This window comes from Providencia rettgeri, assembly GCF_041075285.1.
GTDB lineage: Bacteria > Pseudomonadota > Gammaproteobacteria > Enterobacterales > Enterobacteriaceae > Providencia > Providencia rettgeri_G.
This window is the reverse complement of record NZ_CP163512.1, coordinates 3,475,115-3,495,293: the sequence shown is the minus strand read 5'-3', so window position 1 is coordinate 3,495,293 and position 20,179 is coordinate 3,475,115. Positions and strand designations below refer to the sequence as shown.

Sequence of the window (20,179 nt, the reverse complement as noted above, 5' to 3'; positions counted from 1 at the left end):
TCAGTTACAATTGAATTATTTATTAAATTCTTTGTTGAATATTTTTTTTATAATACCATGCTGATATTTGACCTTTGGTGGTATCATATACTCACTACCATATGTTTCACATAGATACTCGTGTACTTTTGCTGGGCATGGATAATGGTTGCCTTCAAATTCAATTGATGATAATGGAAAAATCATCTCATTAGTATAACGGTAGTGCCTTAATCCCATATCACAGCAATAATCATATCCTATGGCTTTAGGATATTTATTCACCCATTTTATATATTTTTTATTCAGGAACTCAAGCATAGGATAATATATAAATACTTTTCCAAATAAAGAAATTGTTTTCTTATATAAAGTTTTATTGTTATAGCGTCTTTGGTAATAAATTTTATATAATAATTTTAATATATTTCCAGGTAGCATAAATCTTGGCGTTTTATCCATAGCGAAAATATCTATATATAAACCAGAGTGAGCGAGCTTATTATAATTATATTCTTGACCATTTTGGTCAGTCCATAGTAATTTTGTATTATTGACTCTTAGCTTTGCAGGAACTGGATGTAGGTCATAGTGCTTATCTGTTATTTTATTTTGTAAAAAATATAAATCTTTGTTTAGTGAATGGTTTGCTAAAAGCATGAATTTATCAAAATTTTCTCGAGTCATACAAATATCTATATCTTCATCCCATTCAATAAATTTTCCTTGCCTTTTTGCTCCTAATAGAGTTCCTGAATCTATCCAATACTCAATGTTATGTATTCTACAGACTCGGTCTATTTCTTTAAGCCCTTCAATTAATACAATTTGAGCTGAACGTAATGTTTCGTATGAATTAAGCATGGTTATTAATCCTTTTTGATTTTTTTTATTTCTTTATAAAATAGGAAACTTCGAGTAAGGACAGTAAAGATATCGATACTAATTATCATTATCATAATGTTAAAGATAGAAATACTATTTGTAATGTATAAAAGAAAAAATGTTATTATATATACTACAGCACTAAATATAACAGTATAATTTGCTATTTCAGGCTTATTAACAATAGCAAAAGCTGAATAACCAAGAAAAATAGAAATGACATTTATTGGGATTAATATTAAAAATAAATCAAATATTTTTGCAGACTCTTTATATTCAGGACCAAAAAATGCGACAAAAAACCAAGAGGAAATATTGGAAATCACTATGCATCCAACTATAGCGAGCAAAGCTAATACAATTATAGATTTTATTAATAATTTATAGTTTTTTGTCCTTGCCATGTAAGGATAAAATACATTAGAAATCGGCATAACTAAACTGATGCCAGCATTATAAATTTTTTCTGCTGCTCCATATAATCCTGCGGCATTCACACCTAATATAGTGCCAATTATCACTCCATTAGCTGTAGTTGATACTCCAACAGCAAGTCTAGATATAAAAAAGCTTAAGCTACTATAAAATATTTTAACTAAGTTATTTAGTTCTATTCTGGTTATTCTATATCCTTCTGCGTGAATAAACTTCATATAAAAAACAAAGGGAATAAAATTACTAATAAAGGAACAAAGTAATACTGAATTAACTGTTTTATAATGCGGAACAATTATAAAGATAAAAGCAAAGTAGCTTAGTTTCCCTAGCGATGCTAAGATTGCTATGGATTTCATTTTTTCTATGCCTAAGAAGAACCATTGTGCTTGATAAGCTAAGCTAAAAACGATTCCAAAAATTAGAAATATGGTATATTCATCTACGCCAGACAAATTATGGTCTAAATTGAAATAGATATAAAGAATTATAGTTGCGGTAAAAATAAATATTAGCTTCAAGGTGAATATTGAAGTTAAATATGAATTTATATAGTTTTTGTCATGCTTATTTTTTGATATATCATAAGGGGCTGATAAACCAAAACCAAAATCAGTCAAGATATTTGCCATACTATATGCAGCCATGCAAACAATGAGTGAACCAAACTCATCTACATTTAATGTTCGAGTTAGATAAGGAATCGTCATTAATGGCAAAATAAGATCAAGAGCCTTCACTAAACTTAAGAAAAAAGTATTTTGAAATAGGCTATGATTTATTATTTTTTTTATAATCATTTTTAATAAAAACCATTGGCTTTTTTATAATCGTCTACGGTGTCCATTTCAATAGCAGCAGTGCTGTCAACTAATTTATACTTTGGCTTTAATTCATTTAAAATATTTTTAGGGATGTCATCCCAATATAATGAGCTATTAGTTAATGTTTTTTTATTAATATATTTATCAAATTCTTTTTTTATTCTATTGGCTTCTTTATCATTCCAAAATGATATTCCAAGCAAAGATGGTTTATATTCGTTAGATACAGTAATATCTATGATTGTATCCTTATCAATGATAGGAACCCATTCTTTATTTTGGCTAAGTGGTCGTTGTATTAAATAATAATAGCTATTTTTTTCCGTTGTGGAGAAAAAATTTCTAAATATAGCAACATCAGCATCAATGACATAAGTTCCTTCACAATCACCAAAATATTTTAATGCTTTATAAATGGTATATATATTGTTATATATATCATATTTTTCGTTGTGTATTATAATGCAATTATACTTGGTTTCTAGATAGCTAAACTGATGTTCCAAATATCCAGTTACTATGATGATATTATCTATATTTTTTTCTTTTAAATAGCATATGGTTCTTTCTATATTTGGTATGCCATTTACCGGTAGTAACGCTTTATGTGTTTTCTTTGTAATATCACCAAATCGTGAGCCAAAACCAGCTGCCAATATTATTGCATTCATTTTAGTGTGTCCAATTTTGTATTATTAATATTGGTTAGTAAAGAACCTGAAATAATAATTATGCTTATAAATAATAAGCTCATATAGAAGTCTTGATTAAAAATGGTAAAGCCTAAAAGTATAGACCAGGCGGAGTAGCTTATGTTTAACCCCATAGCTTTAATTGGTCCTAAAAAACCAATAGCGTTATAATAAAATAGGTACGATACTGTACCAACTAATGAAATTGGTATTAAATAAAAAATTAATCCATTAAATAATATAGATAAACTTTCTTTTGTTTCAGTAAAATCGAAAAAAATTACAATTATCAATATATATATAATAGATGAAGTTACCTGTCTAAATAGAAGGGCAATATTATATTTTAGATTGTTGTTTAATGCATATGAACAAATACTACTTTCTAAACCCCAGCCCAAAGCGCATATTAAAGCAAATATAAAACCTAGTAATGAACTGTTTTTAATACTATCTATATCTAAACCGAGATAAAATGTGGATAGTATAACTAGCATTATACCTAAAATATTAACTATTTTTATTTTTTCTTTTAAAAAGATAAAGGCAATGATACACCCGATAGCTGGGTATATAGTTGATATCGTAGCAGCAATAGATGCATTACTATATGATATGCTCAGTATGTAAAACGACATACCTATAGGACCACCTGCGAGCGCGGCTAAACAAATTACATAACTATTCTTCTTTTTTAAAGAATATAACAATTCTTTCTGATCATTTCTAATTTGAATGTTCAGTAAAAGCCATAAACTAGAGAAAAGATCATGGAAAAGTGCTATTAATAATGGAATGAGAATAAAAAGATAATCAGGTATATGGGTTTTTGAAATATGATTATCTAATAATAATGTATCTAAAGCCCAAAAAATACCAGATAATAAACCAATTATAATCCATTTACTTTTCATAGTGCCTTTCCTTGTATAGCTCTATTTGTTTTAAGCATTTTTGATATCGAATGTTTCCATAATCACCAAATAATTTTTCATTTTTCTCTTTAATTAATGTCCAAACAGACCATAAGAAATTTTGACATATTTTATATATTAAAATTTTTTCAAGAATTTCATTGCTTACTTCTTTTTCATAATATAATTCTAAAAAATAACGTTCATATTCATCTGAAAGATTGGATTCTTCAAAAAATGCAGAGATATCCCATATAGGGTCATTCATTCCAGAATATTCCCAATCGATGAGATAGATATTACTATTTTTGAGTAAAAAATTTTCAGGTACAGGGTCATTATGGCACGCAACTAAAACGTTAGATTTATATCTAAGTATTTCCTCTAACGCGTAAAAAAACTCTTCTGTTTTTTCAAATTTATTGTAACTAATATCACTTTTAACTAGTGTTTTTATATAGTTTCTATATTGCTCAAATACATTGAAATGATTCGCAAATTTTAAGTTAGATGAATGTAGTTTTTTTAATGTACTAGCTATCATTTTTAGTGTGTTTTTTTCAGTAACGCTTTGCGGCGTTAATGTTAAGCTTTGATTAATGTATGCTGTAATCTTTATTCCAGATTCAAGGTCATAGTGATATAATTCAGGGTTCAATTGTAATTCTGTAGCTAACTGACAGTTAAATTTTTCGTATTCTCTATTTATCATAACTTCAGTATTATCTCCGGGAATGCGTACAACACATTGGCGCACACTAGTCTCGCAGAAGTAATTGATATTAGTCATTCCGCCAATTTTATTTATTTTGATAATATCCTCATCCATATAGATGCTTTTGACTATTTTCGCTATATTACTAAACTCTGATTTTGATAATTTCATAAGAAGTATTTTTATTAATAACCCATAGCTACCGCACTGGGTTATCGGGTCCCAGAGCACCATTAAAATTGTAAATGCATACTTATTAATTGAAAACGTTACACTTTTTGCATCGCGCTCAATTGATAAGCATAGCTTATTGTTTTTTGCCGACCAAAGAGTATGCCTCATGGCGGATCGGGTCAAGCGAAAACGACTAATAATACCATTAATCCTAGTGGGTGACTATCGCTGTGATAGTCTTAAAGAATAGTCCTAATAGGAGTATCAAATAAATAAATTATTTTAAATTATCAGGTTATAATTCTTTTAATACACTCGTAATGTGATTAAATATTTTGCTTAAGTTAATCCTTTTATATCATTAGCTTTAGTATGGATATAATAAGCGCAAAAATAAATTGCGCTTATTTCCACACCAAATAGGTGTGGGTATAGATTAATAATTGGTGTGATTGATTATTGTAATTTATCCAATCTTTATGGTTGTTTTTTCGACTATATATATTTTGCGACAAAACAGACACAAATTGCAAAAAAAAAACGGATTATCCTTTGCCGATAATCCGTCTTGATAATGCCATCACTTACGGTTATAAAACGATCACCACTTAAACGGCACGTTTACTGTCACTGCGGCACCCAAGTCATTGCGTGTTTCGTAATCGGTTTTTGAAACCCACACTTTTGCGTCAGTGCTCACATCGTTATCAAAGTTATGCCACCAGCCTACATCGGCCCCTTTGATGGTTTCAGATCGTGGAAATAATTTATTGCCATCAAAGTTCGATTTATTCACCTTGGCATACATTAAACGCGTGCTAACACGGTTATCGTCATCAAGGGTGTATTCCACTTTAGTGGTGAGCATACGACCATCACCGCCCATGGCGTGACCTAATGATGCACCCTGTTGGTAATAACCATTTTTGTAGATAAAGTGGCGATACATTACGCCATCTTTATCCCATTCGTGATGGGTATTAGCCCCCTCAATATACCAATTTAACGGTTGACCCCACAGGGTGTGATACCCCTCGATACCCCCCATAAAGGCATTTTTCGATGGGAACATACCTGCTTCATCTTCACCAACCATTTGCCCATATACGCTGACAGGTAAGTCAATTAATGGGTACAGCTTCAGTTTAAAGTCTAAACCCGCCAGTTGGTTACCTGGGTCTTTATTTTTATCGCCTGTATTGTCCTTGCCTACCATAGCATCCCAGAATGAGCTCCAGTTATCAGGCCGTCCATCGCCTCCCCACATGACGACGCGAGAACCGCCCAGTTCGAAGAAGTCGGTTGGGTTCATGGTCATACGTAAGCCGATAAGCTTAGTATTTGGCTGTGAAGAATATTGTTTAATCTGTCCCGCAGTTAGCTGGTATTGCCAAGAGCCAATCCACGATAACCACGGGGTTTCAAATGGGCTTTGGTCAGCACGTTGCAGTAAAAAGCCGGTAACAGGGCGAGCGGCATCGGTGCGAATTAAGTTGCCGTCATGGCCGGGGCCCCACCATTGTGGGATCTCACCGAAAGTGATCCACTGGTTCCAGACTTTAACCCCACCGTATGAACCGTTCAGGTTGTAGTCAGAACCGTTTTCAACACGTAGAGCACGTTCACCACTGGCGGTAAGGTTTAAATCCACATCGTCCGTGCTGTAGTTACCTGAAACGGTATAACGAATGTCACTTTTTTCACTTTGAGCAAAGCCTTGAGGCATCGAATTGTGACTAGAAGCAAAGTGCGTTTCCAATTGGACACTGTTCTTTTTGCGATCTAGGTTTTTCTTAATACGTTGAATAATCGCTTCTTGTTCGTTATTAGTAATGTTCGCATTATTCAAAGAACGAGTAATTTCTTCTTGGGAGAGTGGCCAAGTGGATAAGCTAATTTGGATCACGTTACGTTCTGCAAGCCACGCTAAATCGCTGCGTAAGTTATCGTTGGGTAACACCAATCCCCCAGCAACACTGTGCGTGCTTATTGCGCCCAGTACAGCAAGCATGGCCAGTTTGGTAAGCTTGAATTTTTTCATTGATAAATCCGTTTGAAGTTGAGTTCGCCAATATTGAACAGGTTAATAAAGATAAATCAGTTTTTAAAAATTAAACCAATATAAAATGTAGTGATATTTTGTTTTATTATCAGTATGTGAAAGCTAAACCGTCGCCATCAATTCTTTTATGAGCAGTAGCAATCATCACAATTAAATTAAGTAAAATAGAATATCAGATTAATACATTCGGCATAGGGGTAGGTAACTTATTAAGATATATAGTGATGTTATCCTGCTTGGTTTTATATGTTAATTATCTTGCTTTAATAGTTTGTTCATTTTATTTGATGGGGTTTTTTTATAATAAAAAGAATAATGTTTGGCTAAGCGGTTTAGGGGCTATTTCACTGAATAGGCAATATAAGAATATTCTCTATTAGCTTCATATCTTGCTATTTAATGCATAGATAGAAAAAAGCCTTCTATATGAAACTAGAAGGCTATTTTGAATCGAAATGTTGAAGGTGGTTAGCGGCCGTGTTCAGGTAGCCAGATTTGTAACCTTAACCCACCGAGAGGGCTATCATCGGCTTTAACCCAGCCTTTATGCTGTGTTATCGCAGTTTCAACGATGGCTAAGCCTAACCCTGTGCCGCCAGTTTCACGATCTCGCGCTTCATCTGTACGGTAGAATGGGCGGAAGATATGCTCGCGATCAGCAGGGCTGACACCTGGGCCATCATCATCTACCGTGATCAAAATGCCGTTGTTTTCTTCTTTAAAATCAACGGCAATATGTGTGTGCGAATAACGCAACGCATTACGCACGATATTTTCAAACGCACTACCGATCGCCGAAGGGTTACAATACAACGGCCAAGGGCCTGGGTTTGATGTGATATCGAGGGTTTTATTCATCTGCTCAGCTTCAAAGCTGGCATCATCTAAAATATCCCCCCAAAGTTCATCGGCTTTGATATTTTCACGCAGGATCTCATTTTTGTGCTGGCTACGGGAGAGCACCAGTAAATCATTGATCATGCTATCTAAACGATGTGTTTCGGTTTCGATGCGTTCCAGTTCCTTGCTTTCACCATGGCGACGGCGTAATAGGGCGGTTGCCAATTGTAAGCGAGTAAGCGGGGTACGTAATTCATGTGAGATATCAGAGATTAAGCGCTGTTGTGCACTGACCATACCATCCAGTGCGCTGATCATCTGGTTGAAACTGTTCCCCGCCGACAGGAATTCTTGGGGACCCGCTTCCAGTTCTGGGTGCGGTCGCAGATTCCCTTTAGCCACATCGTCCGCTGCCATTTTGAGTTTTCGTGCTGGCCGCGCTAAGCTCCAAGATAACCATAATAACAGTGGGGCACTGATTAACATGGTCGCAATTAACAGCAAGAATGGCCTATCGAACAACAAGTTAATAAAGTCAGATTGTGGGCTGCTGGCTGGGCGCACTAAATAGAGTTGATAGTGATCTTCACCATCACGAATAGAGAATGGCCCAAGAATTTCAGCACGACCATATTTTTTCTTTTTAGGGTGATCAGCGTTATCGGATTGACCAATAAAGTTACGGATCACCTGCATTTCACTTGGCATCGCACCAATAACACGACCTTCACTGGTGACGATGATCAGCCGCTGGCCCGGCGGTGCCCATTTTTTGATGGCGTTCGAAATGCGACGCCACCAAAGTAGGTCATTCATTGGCGCTTGTGCAAGTTCGGCTTCAATATGTTGCTCAAGCATCTCCCCTTGGCGTTGCTCACTTTCCATCAGAACCGTGATCTGCCGAGAGTCGAGCTTAGGCACCATCAGCACTAGCATTAGCACGAGTGCGAGGGTGAACCAGAAAATCGCAAAGATCCGTGCGGTTAAGCTGTTGATCATGTGGCAGAAACCATTAAATATCCGCGGCCACGTAAGGTTTTAAACCAGGGTTGACCATCGGTGCGTTCTGGCAGTTTGCGGCGTAAATTCGAAATATGCATATCAATAGCACGGTCAAACGGCGTTAGACGCTTGCCCAGTACTTCTTGGCTAAGGTGTTCCCGTGAAACTACTTGGCCTAAATGCTGTGCTAATAGATATAATAAGGTGAATTCAGTACCGGTTAAGTCCAAGATTTCATTATTAAAACTGGCCTCTTGACGACCTGGGTTGAGTTGCAATTTATCGACTTGCAATACAGGGGTGTTGCCGTTATCCCCTTGCGTTTGCTCACTCCAGTTTGAGCGACGCAGTAATGCACGAATACGCGCCACAAGTTCGCGATCGTTGAATGGTTTTGGCAGGTAGTCGTCGGCACCTAACTCTAAGCCCAGCACTTTATCCAGTTCACTGCCGCGAGCGGTTAACATAATGACTGGCGTTTGATGAATTTGGCGTAATTCTTTGAGTGTCTCGATACCATTTTTTTTCGGCATCATGACATCGAGTAAAAGCAGATCAATGGACGAGTCGATTTGTTGCAATGCCTGTTCACCATCATAGGCGATGACAACATTGAAACCTTCCATTTCCAGCAGTTCTTTTAACAGCGACGTGAGTTCACGGTCGTCATCAACTAATAGGATTTTGTGCATTTTTTAAGTCCTCCAACTGCCAAAATACGATAACAATCTGTGCGTTTCCATGACTTTACGTTCTTTTACATGCTCTGACGCTAGTTTGCAGCCACAGGTGTATATTTGTTCACATTGAATCACGAGCACAGTTCGGAGACAAGGTGTCAAATGCGAAGAACAACACATAGCAAAGTACATAATACAGTACATAAAACCGCAATGTTAGTTTTTGCTTCTGCATTTGTGTTCGGACCTGCAATTGCTTTTGCAGAGGTTGCGCCAACCTCTGTGAATGAAAGCCCAGCACCGCTGATGTTGCAGATGCAACCTGAACAAGCATCCTCGACAGCCCATCAAGTCGTGGTGCCATTCCAAGCACATGAGATGTTTAGTAGCGAAGAACGCGCCAGTACGTTTATGTTTAATGGCATCACATTAAATGAGAAACAGCGCCAACAACTTCGTGATTTGATGGCAACACAGCGCCACTATCATGCTGATAACACGGCATTAATGCAGGAACGTGAAGCGTTACATAAATTAATTATCGCGGATCGCTTTGATGATCAAGCGGTTCGCCAGCAACTTGAAAAAAGAATGCAAAGAGAGTTGGAACAACGCGTTGAAATGGCACGTATTCACCATGAATTATACCAGTTATTAACGCCAGAGCAGAAAAGCCAGCTTGAGCAGATCCACCAACACAAAATGGCGGAATATCAAGCGATGCAGTTCCAATAAATCAGATTGAGAGTACCTGAAGTTGTTGTTAAGTAAGCAAGTTAGTTTTAGACCCTTAATGTTGAAGTAAGTAGTGAAGTAGCAATTAATGAAGTTTTTCCTTGCCATAGACACCATCCCTGTCTTTTATAGCCCCTGTTAGGGGCTTTTTTTTCAATAAGTTATATTCTCAATCCTTTAAAAACAGCAACTTATCAATTTTTAAAAGGCTATGAAAGTTCATCAAAGCTCGCAGAGGTGGACGGAAAGTGGACGGTCGCCCACCTCAATATAATTAAATTTTCAAGCCATTTAGTGGATTAAGTTTTATTGCTAACTGCAAATAATCAGGTGCTAAATGAGCATAGGCCATTGTCTGGTTAATGCTCGCGTGTCCTAATATTTCTTTTAGTGCAACAATATTTCCCCCATTCATTACAAAGTGGCTAGCAAACGTATGTCGTAAGACGTGTGTTGCTTGTCCGCGCGGCAAATCAGGCTTTATTTCCTTTAGCTTTTCTCTAAATGTGTTGTAATCCACTTTAAATAATTTTCCTGATTTCTTGGTTTTGATTTGGCTTACCAATTCGTCAGAAATAGGGATAACCCTTTTCTTGCCATTCTTCGTCTGTAAGAACGTAACTCGCCCATTTTGGACTTGCTCACTATGCAATGTTTCAGCTTCGCTCCACCTTGCGCCGGTGCTTAAACAAAGTAGGGCGATAAGCTTGTAATCACCAGACACAGAGCTAAGTAATGTTTCTATTTCACGATCACTTAAAAAAGTTAGCTCGGGCTGCTTTTCTTTAAGTGGTGGTAAACCCTTTAACGGGTTTTTGCTCTTGAATAATTCTAGCTTTTCAAGGGCTGTTAACATCCCAGATAAGCGATACAAATCTCTGTTAATTGTTGCTGGACTAATACCGTCAATTAGTCTTGAGCTACGATGTTCAAGAAGTGCATGTTTATCTAACTGGTTCATCGTTGGATTGCCGAGGGCTTTTACTGTTTTGAGTAAATGCCTTTTTTCGATAACACCATTTTTTAAGGTTTGACCGTGGTATAGCCACCACCTATCAAGTAATTCTATCAGTCTTACTTTTCCTGCCTGCTCTACGTCACCAGAGAATTTTTTTGCATTTGCAATGACATATTTTTCAAAAGTAACAGCTTCCACTTTACGATCAAAAATCCGTCTTAATCGTGTACCACCTTTTCCATTGGGGCGTATGTCCACTTCGTATCGACCATCATTGAGCTTCTTAATTGCCATAAGTAAGCCCTCCGATGTAGCTGACTGACTGTGACCAGCAGTAGTCAGAATATAGATATAGAACGTCTAACCAGTTTTCTTTCCTGAGTGGGGTGAGGTTTCTTTCTCTGGCCCATTGTGTGCGAGGGCTGGTGCAATCTGACCAGCTTCAGGGAGTGTTTTATCGCTAATTATCCATAAGGCATACTTATCAAATTTAGGATGTTTGGTTATTTTCGACAGAGTTGAAACGCTGGGTTCTTGATAGCCAGCCTCTATTTTCTTTAGGGTACTAATAGATATATCAACTAAATCAGATAGTTGAGATTGGCTATATCCTTCAGCTTGCCTCACAGCTTTAATTTTTTGAGATATGTCCATTGACATGGTTCCTTTAACGAACTAGTATTCAGTCAATCGGTTCTTTATACGAACCGATTGACGCGCAAAAACCCATAAAACCCGAAATGAAAGGTTTTAAAAGGTTTGATCTAACGAGGGTAACAAATGAATAAAGAGCAAATCAATGTCAAATATCCGGTGAATGCAGTGCCATTGGCAAAATTTGCGGAGTTGATCGGTAAAAATCATGAAGCGGTCAAGACAATGGCTAAACACGGAAAATTACCCATTATCGAATTTCGTGATCCAGCGAAACCAAAAAGCCGTGCTGGTGAAATTTGGGTAAGCATTACTGAGTTTAACCGTGGTATGGATGAGGCATTTTATAGCCGTACAGAAGAGCAACGGAAAACATGGCTTTTATGGGTAGGGTTGTAATATGAAAGTCGAACAAATTTCAACTCACAGCTTTAAATATCGTGGCTTTTTAATTATCAAATTGCCCGCTAAATCTATGAATCCAGTAACCCGCTATCATGTCCAACGAAATGATGATTCATTCGGTTTATTTGATTCAATGAGTGATGCGGCACTCTATATAAATAAGCTCTATCTTAGGAGTAGAAATTGAAATACTTAATGTTTAGAGCTAATGGGAAAAATCACTTAGTTAACCCTCAAATGATTACAGCAAACTATCCTGTAGCTTCATTGGGTTGTATGTGTTTAATCTTATCAAATGGAAAGAAATACAATGCCACCGACCTAAAAGAGGTTTTGATACATATATCCGATGGCGAGGAGTTTAATGAGGGTGAGTATCATTCAACTGGAGATGTATTCTTATAATTTTCAGCTAATTCAATGCATTGATTGATAGTTGTAATCACATCATAGTGTTGATCAGAGTTTACTGGGAAGTGTTTTATGTAATCCCTTATAGCCATATCAAAAGGAGTAAAACCTTTTAATGCTCCATCTGGTAATTCGCTCATTAATGCAATTATCAGTCGGTGCTGTAGGTTAACTTGAAACGTTAAATCACTAAGTTTCTCTAGTAAAGGTTCTAGTTCTTTTCGGATAGTGTGCTGAATAGGTGTTTCGTACATTACTTGGTCCTTTATATTTTAGGTTAAAGCAAAAGATACCATAGTGTAATTTAGAACACGCGAAAATAGGAATAAAAAATGACTCAATTACAATTTCAGCAACACAAACATAAATTAACGAGTTCATCATTTAATGAACACAAACGAAATAAAAAACGCCAATTAACCTTGATGGATAAAATATTATTGGTCGCTGGTATTTTGTTTTTATTGTACTTGTTCTCAGTTGCTATTAGATAAAAACAATGAGTAATTCAGTGGCTGTATTAGTGAAAACTAAACAGTTAATCCAGTTACTAGATAACGTAAAGCAAGATGCAAGGCCAGCCGATATCATCGCGCACCAAGCAAATATCAAGCTTTATCAAAATCAAGGGGCAACCTTTGAAAATAGAGTAAATGGGTTAAACCAAGCCGCAAAGTTAAGAACATCGGTATTTCATTGTGATAAACAAAATCCAGATAATAGAGAGCTAGCCGGATTTATTGAGTACTTGAGATTAAGTGATGTACGGATGCTAAATATGATTTTTTATTTAGCGGAAATAAAAAGCAACCAACATCATTTAGGTTTCGATGAATTTAATAAAGAGGAACAACAAGCAATTATTTCAGCAATAAATCAAATTAAAGCACTTACGGCGCTATTCCCTAAACATATCGCCATGCCTATTTAAGGTAAAGAAACAAAATTAATGACGTTAACGCGTCAGGGATTTCTACATTCTAAATCTGAGGGTTTGATAATGAAAAATAAAGAAATAAAACCAATATTAATCGGTGCTGATCCTGCAACGGGTGAACATGATTATTCCGTTGTCGCAATCAGTATTAAGGCTATTCGCGAGGATGAGAGAAAAGTCATGTTTGATAAATTTTCCTCTCGCCTTGAAGCCATCGCGTGCAAGTTAATTAACGAAAAACTAAACGATGAACAAATTCACCAGTTATTAGTTGGTGAGTCTGAGCATTACTCAAACCTAGCTGCGGAGCTGGATCATGTCTAAAGAAATTGACCGCGCAAGCGAGCACGAAATGCTCATGCGTGAGCAACAAATCAAAACCATTACTAATCGTCTAGTCAATGTTTCCGCTTTTGAATGTGAAGACTGCGGTAAACCTATTTCAGAAGCGCGCCGCATTGCATCACAGGGTTGTACACGCTGTATTGATTGCCAAACGATTTTTGAGCTTAAAAGTAAACATTATCGGAGCGTGTGAAGTGGCTAATAAAACCATACTTAAATGGGCCGGTTCTAAAGTTCGTATCATGGAGCAATTACGCCCACACTTACCAAAAACTAAACGCTTAGTCGAGCCGTTCGCAGGCTCATGCGCTGTGATGATGAATACTGACTATGAGCAGTATTTAATTGCTGATGCTAACCCTGATTTAATTAACTTATATGAAACTCTCACTATCTTACCTGAGAGTATGTTAATAGAGGCTTTGCCACTTTTTAGAAGGAATAATAGCGCTGATTATTATCTTGCTAGATCAGAGTTTAATGATAGTAAACAAGCATTATCACGGCTAAGACAAGCAAGTTTATTTCTATACTTAAACAGACATTGTTTCAACGGGTTATGTCGTTATAACCAACAAGGCAAATTCAACGTCCCCTTTGGTCAATACAAAGCTCCCTATTTTCCTAAAAGTGAAATTGATAGTTTCTGTGATAAGGCCTATCTCACTAAAACTCAAATTTTAAATCTTGAATGGCAAGACACCCTTTCATTAGTTGATTTCAGTGATGGTGTTTATTGTGATCCACCCTATATGGGCGGGCGTGATAGCTTCACGCAATATCATACCGCCAGCTTTACTGATGCAGACCACGAAGCATTAGCAATAGCTCTAAAAGATATTAATGATATCCAAGGCAATCCAATCACCGTTTCTAATTCACCAGAAGCAAAGGCGCTTTACGCTGACCTCGGTTTTACTATCCACGAGATAGAAGCACCACGCACCATTGCTAGTAATGGAAAGCGAACGCCGGCTAAAGAAATTATTGCTGTTTTAGCGGGGATTCACTAATGATTCTCGATCCTAAAGACGGCGTATACATCAGCGGGACCGCTTTTGCTATTCAACGTCATGTTGACGAAGATTCAAAAGCGGTTCAATGGCGACTATTGCAAATCAATAAAATTGCTCGTTGCTATGAGTTGGTTTGTTGCCATTCTGATCCGTGGATGCTGGCGATTGAATTAACTTCTTATCATGTTAGCCGCGTTAAAGGTAAAGGCATCAAATCATTAGATGTTTACCGCCAAACAGTTGATATCATTTCACGCCGTTGTGAAACGGCCATCAACGCATTGCGGCCTGAAACCTTGGGTGGTGCGCTAAATGTCTAAGGTATTAGATTTTACGCAGCAACCGTTAACTTATACTGCGGATATGGTATTTCCGTATCCGTGGAATAAGCCAGAAAAAAATAATTACTACAAAGCTGATATTGACGCACTTGAGAAATCCCTTACCCATGAACAACAAATTCATGCGCAAGCGATTTTAGATGAAATTGAAACTTTACCGCGTATTTTACGTTATCGCATTCAAAAGCATTATGAATACATCATTAAAGAATCAGGCCACTATAAAGCTTATGAATTTTTACGCTCTGATTTTTATAAGCGGATATTTCCACGTATCACAGCGGTTAATTCACGATATGAATTAAAAACGAAAGCGCTATTGACACTTTCAACTCGCTTTACACCTGAAATCAGTCAATTTAACCGGTTGTTTGACCTTTATGACAAACCAATCAAAAAACTGGCAGAGCACATTTCTAATGGTTTTTTCACGCTATATGAAACATATTGTGACCAGCTAACTGAGCAAAATGGTGGCGACCGTAAAATTATCTATGAAGATTCAGCACAAACTCAAATTTACGGGGCACTGGCTGAATTATCTTTAAATTTGCATGTCACACCGCTTTATCACCAAAGTTATCTCAAAGTGTTAAAAAACCGAAAGCACCGCAAAGGGAAGCAAAACCTAACCATGCACCAAGTGATCGCAGCTATTTCTCGCCTTGTAAATGCAGATTACTGGCACCGTAAGCTAAAAGCCCATAGAACACAGTGGATTGAGGCAATCATGATTGCCAATATGGATGTGTGCATTAATCGCCACCCATACGCCAGTAAGCAAGCGATCCGCGCTGTTCAAGTACAGCGTTTATCCAACATGCAATATTTACAGGGTATGGATATTCAAGATGTTGAAACAGGTGAGCGTTTTGATCTGTTCGATAAAGTGATGGCCAGTGTGTCAAACCCTGAAATTCGCCGCATGGAATTAATGGCGCAAATGGCAGGGATTGAGCGCGTGGCAAAAGAACGCGGTGATATCGGGATGTTTATCACGCTGACGTGCCCGTCAAAGTACCACCCGACAAAGCAACGTAAAGAGAAAAATAAAGAAACCGGAAAAGATGATTATTACGCCGTACTAAACCATAAATGGAAAGATGAAGCCTATACACCAAAAGACGGGCAGCGTTATTTAGTCAAAGTGTGGTCGCGTATTCGTTCCGCTTTCAATGATAACAATATCAATATTTATGGTGTTCGGGTTGTCGAACCACATCATGATGGTACACCGCATTGGCACATGTTGTTATTTGTTGATAAAGCAAGTCGGGCAAAAGCCATTGAGATCATGCGCAAACGTGCATTAAAAGAAGATGGTGACGAGGCCGGCGCACATAAGTACCGTTTTGAATGTAAACACATGAATCGCGGTGGTGCAGTAGGCTATATCGCAAAATATATTGCTAAAAATATCGACGGATACGCCCTTGATGGTGAGATAGACCACGAAACCGGAAAAGATTTAAAAAGTATGGCGGCGGCAGTTAGTGCGTGGGCTTCAACTTGGCGTATTCCACAATTTCATTTCTATAAACTCCCATCAAAAGGCGCTTATCGAGAGTGTCGTCGTTCTTGTTTGCGTGGTGTTTCTATTGCTGATCAGCTCGGTGAAGTTGCAGAGCGCGTGCGCGCAGCAGCAGATAGTGGTGATTTCTTTGAGTATGTGATGTCACAAGGTGGCCCATGTATTCGTCGGAGTGAAGAAACGATACGCGTTGCTCGTGAGAACAGTGATGTAAATGTCTACGGTGAAGATGTTCAGAAAGTTGTTGGTATCTACAACCAACTAAAATCTGCTTCTCCAGTCATCAAAACACGCGACAGAAAGTATCAAATCGTCAAGAAAAGCGCCGTTGACGTTGACCTTAATCTTTTAAGAAGCGACAGCGGAGCGCCTCGGAGTCCTGTCAATAACTGTAGATCGCGGATCACGTCCAATCTATCAGATGTGCAATTTTACGAGCCTGAACAGGGTTCAGGTGAAGTATGCAACATTAAGGAATACGGTTTCGCGTTTATAGAAACAGACGCTAATAACGCCGCAGGCAGCGAAATATCACAGTGTAATCAGCAAAGACAGATATCAAAAATTGAACTAAGTGAGAGTGATAAAGAAATTCAGTCCGAAATAGTCACTTTTGCCAAAGAGGTTGGTATTGATTTTGATATTCCACACGTTGAAATCATGTTTACTAAAGGCATGGGGGTTAGTGATGGTGACTATTATCTGAAATTAGACGGGGAACGGCTGAGGTTAGAGCTGACAGAGGATGGAAAAGAGCAAAGAAAACAAGAAATAGCAGCACAAAAAGAGGCTAGAAGTCGGAAGTATAAACAACGGTGCGCTGATGTGTTGGCTAGAGTTGGTGAATTAAAAAAGCATCATGAATGAAAATAATAAGCGCTAAACAAAAAAAAAGTGTGTAATTTGCCTCATTACTGATGATTTTTTGTGTAATCTAGTGCGTAAGCATGAAAAATTGTGTAAAATATGCGGAGAGTTAATAAGGAGCTTACTATGAGTGCTAACCATTTAGTATATGTACTCTCAAAAATTGAATTCATGGGAATAACTGAGGGGCGATTTTCTTCTTTAGTCGAGGAATTTATAGAAAAATTTAGATTACATTATCCTATATTTGATAGTAATAAGGTAAGGGAAGGGATTGAAATAAAATTGAATGATGGTGGAGTGCCGAGAATAGAAAAGATAGAGCAGAGAATTTGTGTTCTTTTATCGATGAATTCTGACTGGTCTATTCGTCTCTCTACAGACTCCCTTGTTGTTCAAACAAAGGTTTATAAAAATTTTGCAGGGTTATCCGAGCGGATAGAACCTGTTCTTCAGTTCATTAAGAGTAAGTTTGAAATAAACTATCTCAAGAGTGTGTCAATTAGATATATAAATAATTTTGATTACAACCCTGATTATGATTTTAAAGATGTAATAAAACGTCGTGATTTCCTACAGCCGGATTTGAATGGATGGCGTAAAGGTGGAAGTAATTTAAGTTCAACGTATGTTATTGAGGATAATGCGGTTGCCATTAATAGCGGAATAGCATTGAATGGAACAAAGATTCCTCCTGAACTATTTGATATATCGTCAGATTTTGCGGATTTTTCCAGTACGGTAAAAGGGCCTATGGCATTATTAGATATAAATTCATTTTATATTCCGAGAAGAAAAGGAGAGAGTAATGACTTTAATATCAATGAGATACTGGATAAATTAAGTGAATTAAGAGATAATGCAAATATCATATTTAATGATATAGTAATTACCCAGTAATAGTTAGAAGGGAATAAATTATGAGTGTGAGTAACTATGGGGATTATTTTGTTGACTGCAATAAAAATATCGGAAATATCCATACTATGATTAAGGATTCTGATTTATGTAGCGATAAAGCCATAGCCGAAAGCCAAGGGCATGATTTTGATGCTGGGATTTATAATGTAGATAATCCTCAATATAATTTACATAATACAGAAGCAAATACAGATGCTCAAAATTCTTTTCTATTAAAAATGCTAATTTTGGCTTTATTTACTAGTTTTTTATGTTTTCCTCAGAATCTGGCAGATGATGATTCCGAGAGTAAACCAGTAGAAAGCTACAGCAATATAGCTTCTGATGCAAATTTTACTCAAGTTTCTGATTCTGATATTTTGTCCAATGGTGCAGTTGTAACTAGTGAAAATTTAAGAAATAAGTTTGGCTTTAATATCTCTCAGTGGGCAAAAATTTTAGGAGTAGAAAGAAAAACTCTTTATAATTGGAAGAAAAATAACGAGATTAGAATAAATAAAAATATTGAAGAAAATTTAAATATTTTAAATCAATTTTCTAGAGAATTTGATGATTCACATAAATTTTACTTTGCAAAAATGATTTTTGGAAATATTTATGATGAAGATCTAGCTAGAGCATTTACTGCTCCTAAGTTAGATTTAAATGTTTTACTGAAAGCATATTACGATTCATACAGTATTTTGGATGGGTATGTGACTCGTTCTGGGATTGTTTAAGGATTTATAATCATGTCACATGATATCAGACAGCGATGGATTGACGCAGGCTGGAAGAGAGGAGCTTTTGTTGATCTGAGTAAGAATACTCAATTAGTTTCTCTTTTACCTGAGAAGTTACAAAAGCTATATGATTTATCTAAGCCTATTTTTATGGTTCCTGTGTTGTATGATTGTGCGTTGATATCAACTGATTTTGATAGTGAGCCATGGGTGCAGGTATTGGTCGGAACATGTACTGACCCGCACTCAAATTTTCGTTATGGTAAGCACCCGAGAAGAATTCATTTAACCGCTAAACAAGGTAGTGATGAATTATGTATTGAGTTCTCAGCAATGGGTTTTTTACAAATCAGCCGCGAATCTTTATTAGAATGCAAGGTTGAAAAGGATATTGAATGGGGGGCGGGAGAGCTCGGTTGTTTGCTTGATTGGATTGCAGAGAGATATAGAAAATCAGTATTTCCAGATGCATTTAATAGGCGAATAGATACAAAGAAAAAGCGGTTAAAAAGAATATGGGGTAAAGAAAATTTTTCTGAGTATTGTTCAGGGGTGTACTTCAAACTTGATACGCATGATGAGTTACCTGATGACATCGACTATAAGCTACAAATTATACTAACAATACCATCGAAATTTAAAGGTAGAGAGTATAAAGATATTAAGGATCGCATAAATGATGAAGAAAAAGAGGCACTACTCGGTATCTTTGCTGCGATCGGTCAAGATAAAATCGATACCGCTCCCTCAGGTGAAGAAATCAAAAAACGGATTTGTCATATAACATTAGTTGAAAATACAAAGTCAAAACAAAAAATACAAATTTTAAGTGAAGATGAATTCACAAAAAGGCTAGAAAGAGAATTCAGTAGATATTCGTTGGAAGAATATAGCTTTTCTTCAGAGGAAGAAGCATCTTATCCAGCGGAGTTCATTAGCGGAAACGAGCAAGAGTTAGTCAATTAAACATATCTAAATGGCTATTTTTAATTGTAATATGTCAAAACATATAATAGCTAATACAACAATAATTTAATTTTTTAATTGAAAATATAAGCCGCTTTTTAGCGGTTTTTTGTTGTCTAAAATAACCTCACAATTTCGCATCAATTTGCACAAATTTAGCCTTAACTT

24 protein-coding genes are annotated in these 20,179 nt (G+C 36.6%); 13 read left to right on the top strand and 11 right to left on the bottom strand.

Annotated features, from left to right (window positions below; genetic code table 11):
- Nucleotides 1–15 precede the first annotated feature (15 nt).
- The 8 genes from AB6N04_RS16080 to cpxR form a co-directional block, all read right to left on the bottom strand.
- Entirely contained in the window at nt 16–843 is an 828-nt protein-coding gene (locus AB6N04_RS16080) for a phosphorylcholine transferase LicD (protein WP_369309231.1), read from the bottom strand.
- 5 nt (nt 844–848) lie between these two features.
- Nucleotides 849–2,099 (bottom strand): oligosaccharide flippase family protein, encoded by a 1,251-nt coding sequence (locus tag AB6N04_RS16075; RefSeq protein WP_369309230.1) that lies wholly within the window; start codon nt 2,097–2,099, stop codon nt 849–851.
- 2 nt (nt 2,100–2,101) lie between these two features.
- Nucleotides 2,102–2,794, bottom strand: a complete 693-nt coding sequence (locus AB6N04_RS16070) for an NTP transferase domain-containing protein (RefSeq protein ID WP_369309229.1) — start codon at nt 2,792–2,794, stop codon at nt 2,102–2,104.
- Nucleotides 2,791–3,729, bottom strand: a complete 939-nt coding sequence (locus AB6N04_RS16065) for a DMT family transporter (RefSeq protein WP_369309228.1) — start codon at nt 3,727–3,729, stop codon at nt 2,791–2,793. The genes AB6N04_RS16070 and AB6N04_RS16065 overlap by 4 nt, the downstream gene beginning before the upstream one ends.
- Nucleotides 3,719–4,558 (bottom strand): phosphotransferase, encoded by an 840-nt coding sequence (locus AB6N04_RS16060; RefSeq protein ID WP_369309227.1) that lies wholly within the window; start codon nt 4,556–4,558, stop codon nt 3,719–3,721. The genes AB6N04_RS16065 and AB6N04_RS16060 overlap by 11 nt, the downstream gene beginning before the upstream one ends.
- A gap of 661 nt (nt 4,559–5,219) precedes the next feature.
- Nucleotides 5,220–6,659 carry a capsule assembly Wzi family protein gene (locus AB6N04_RS16055; RefSeq protein ID WP_369309226.1) on the bottom strand — a complete coding sequence of 480 codons (1,440 nt, stop codon included), beginning with the start codon at nt 6,657–6,659 and terminating at the stop codon, nt 5,220–5,222.
- Between the two features lie 489 nt (nt 6,660–7,148).
- On the bottom strand, nt 7,149–8,519 hold the full coding sequence (gene cpxA / locus AB6N04_RS16050) for an envelope stress sensor histidine kinase CpxA (RefSeq protein ID WP_369309225.1): 1,371 nt from the start codon (nt 8,517–8,519) through the stop codon (nt 7,149–7,151).
- Nucleotides 8,516–9,214: an envelope stress response regulator transcription factor CpxR gene (gene cpxR, locus AB6N04_RS16045; protein ID WP_369309224.1), complete on the bottom strand. Its 699-nt coding sequence runs from the start codon at nt 9,212–9,214 to the stop codon at nt 8,516–8,518. Before cpxR ends, cpxA begins: the two co-directional genes overlap by 4 nt.
- A 150-nt stretch (nt 9,215–9,364) precedes the next feature.
- Between cpxR and AB6N04_RS16040 the strand changes: the two genes are divergently transcribed.
- On the top strand, nt 9,365–9,937 hold the full coding sequence (locus AB6N04_RS16040; RefSeq protein ID WP_369309223.1) for a Spy/CpxP family protein refolding chaperone: 573 nt from the start codon (nt 9,365–9,367) through the stop codon (nt 9,935–9,937).
- A gap of 274 nt (nt 9,938–10,211) precedes the next feature.
- Here AB6N04_RS16040 and AB6N04_RS16035 read toward each other — a convergent pair whose 3' ends face one another.
- Nucleotides 10,212–11,189, bottom strand: a complete 978-nt coding sequence (locus tag AB6N04_RS16035; protein WP_369309222.1) for a tyrosine-type recombinase/integrase — start codon at nt 11,187–11,189, stop codon at nt 10,212–10,214.
- A gap of 66 nt (nt 11,190–11,255) precedes the next feature.
- Nucleotides 11,256–11,549, bottom strand: coding sequence for a helix-turn-helix domain-containing protein (locus tag AB6N04_RS16030; protein ID WP_369309221.1), 294 nt, complete (start codon nt 11,547–11,549; stop codon nt 11,256–11,258).
- Nucleotides 11,550–11,675: 126 nt separating this feature from the next.
- Between AB6N04_RS16030 and AB6N04_RS16025 the strand changes: the two genes are divergently transcribed.
- The gene (locus AB6N04_RS16025; RefSeq protein WP_369309220.1) at nt 11,676–11,948 is read left to right on the top strand and encodes a Cox family DNA-binding protein; all 273 of its coding nucleotides are present in this window, start codon (nt 11,676–11,678) and stop codon (nt 11,946–11,948) included.
- Between the two features lies 1 nt (nt 11,949).
- Nucleotides 11,950–12,141, top strand: a complete 192-nt coding sequence (locus AB6N04_RS16020) for a hypothetical protein (protein WP_369309219.1) — start codon at nt 11,950–11,952, stop codon at nt 12,139–12,141.
- A 190-nt stretch (nt 12,142–12,331) separates the two neighbouring features.
- Here the strand turns inward: AB6N04_RS16020 and AB6N04_RS16015 are convergent, their stop codons facing one another.
- Nucleotides 12,332–12,619: a hypothetical protein gene (locus tag AB6N04_RS16015; protein ID WP_369309218.1), complete on the bottom strand. Its 288-nt coding sequence runs from the start codon at nt 12,617–12,619 to the stop codon at nt 12,332–12,334.
- Between the two features lie 78 nt (nt 12,620–12,697).
- Between AB6N04_RS16015 and AB6N04_RS16010 the strand changes: the two genes are divergently transcribed.
- The 10 genes from AB6N04_RS16010 to AB6N04_RS15965 all read left to right on the top strand — a co-directional run bounded on the left by AB6N04_RS16010 (nt 12,698) and on the right by AB6N04_RS15965 (nt 20,011).
- The gene (locus tag AB6N04_RS16010) at nt 12,698–12,859 is read left to right on the top strand and encodes a TetR family transcriptional regulator (RefSeq protein WP_369309217.1); all 162 of its coding nucleotides are present in this window, start codon (nt 12,698–12,700) and stop codon (nt 12,857–12,859) included.
- A 29-nt stretch (nt 12,860–12,888) separates the two neighbouring features.
- Nucleotides 12,889–13,296 (top strand): DUF5347 family protein, encoded by a 408-nt coding sequence (locus AB6N04_RS16005; protein WP_369309216.1) that lies wholly within the window; start codon nt 12,889–12,891, stop codon nt 13,294–13,296.
- 69 nt (nt 13,297–13,365) lie between these two features.
- Nucleotides 13,366–13,626 (top strand): DUF2732 family protein, encoded by a 261-nt coding sequence (locus AB6N04_RS16000; protein WP_230085747.1) that lies wholly within the window; start codon nt 13,366–13,368, stop codon nt 13,624–13,626.
- On the top strand, nt 13,619–13,840 hold the full coding sequence (locus AB6N04_RS15995) for a TraR/DksA family transcriptional regulator (RefSeq protein WP_369309215.1): 222 nt from the start codon (nt 13,619–13,621) through the stop codon (nt 13,838–13,840). Before AB6N04_RS16000 ends, AB6N04_RS15995 begins: the two co-directional genes overlap by 8 nt.
- A gap of 1 nt (nt 13,841) precedes the next feature.
- The gene (locus AB6N04_RS15990) at nt 13,842–14,660 is read left to right on the top strand and encodes a DNA adenine methylase (protein ID WP_369312151.1); all 819 of its coding nucleotides are present in this window, start codon (nt 13,842–13,844) and stop codon (nt 14,658–14,660) included.
- The gene (locus tag AB6N04_RS15985; protein WP_369309214.1) at nt 14,660–14,983 is read left to right on the top strand and encodes a hypothetical protein; all 324 of its coding nucleotides are present in this window, start codon (nt 14,660–14,662) and stop codon (nt 14,981–14,983) included. The genes AB6N04_RS15990 and AB6N04_RS15985 overlap by 1 nt, the downstream gene beginning before the upstream one ends.
- The gene (locus AB6N04_RS15980; protein ID WP_369309213.1) at nt 14,976–17,402 is read left to right on the top strand and encodes a replication endonuclease; all 2,427 of its coding nucleotides are present in this window, start codon (nt 14,976–14,978) and stop codon (nt 17,400–17,402) included. The genes AB6N04_RS15985 and AB6N04_RS15980 overlap by 8 nt, the downstream gene beginning before the upstream one ends.
- 126 nt (nt 17,403–17,528) lie before the next feature.
- Nucleotides 17,529–18,302: a TIGR04255 family protein gene (locus tag AB6N04_RS15975; RefSeq protein WP_369309212.1), complete on the top strand. Its 774-nt coding sequence runs from the start codon at nt 17,529–17,531 to the stop codon at nt 18,300–18,302.
- Nucleotides 18,303–18,322: 20 nt separating this feature from the next.
- Nucleotides 18,323–19,042, top strand: coding sequence for a hypothetical protein (locus AB6N04_RS15970; RefSeq protein WP_369309211.1), 720 nt, complete (start codon nt 18,323–18,325; stop codon nt 19,040–19,042).
- Between the two features lie 12 nt (nt 19,043–19,054).
- Nucleotides 19,055–20,011: a hypothetical protein gene (locus tag AB6N04_RS15965; protein ID WP_369309210.1), complete on the top strand. Its 957-nt coding sequence runs from the start codon at nt 19,055–19,057 to the stop codon at nt 20,009–20,011.
- Nucleotides 20,012–20,179: the final 168 nt, after the last annotated feature.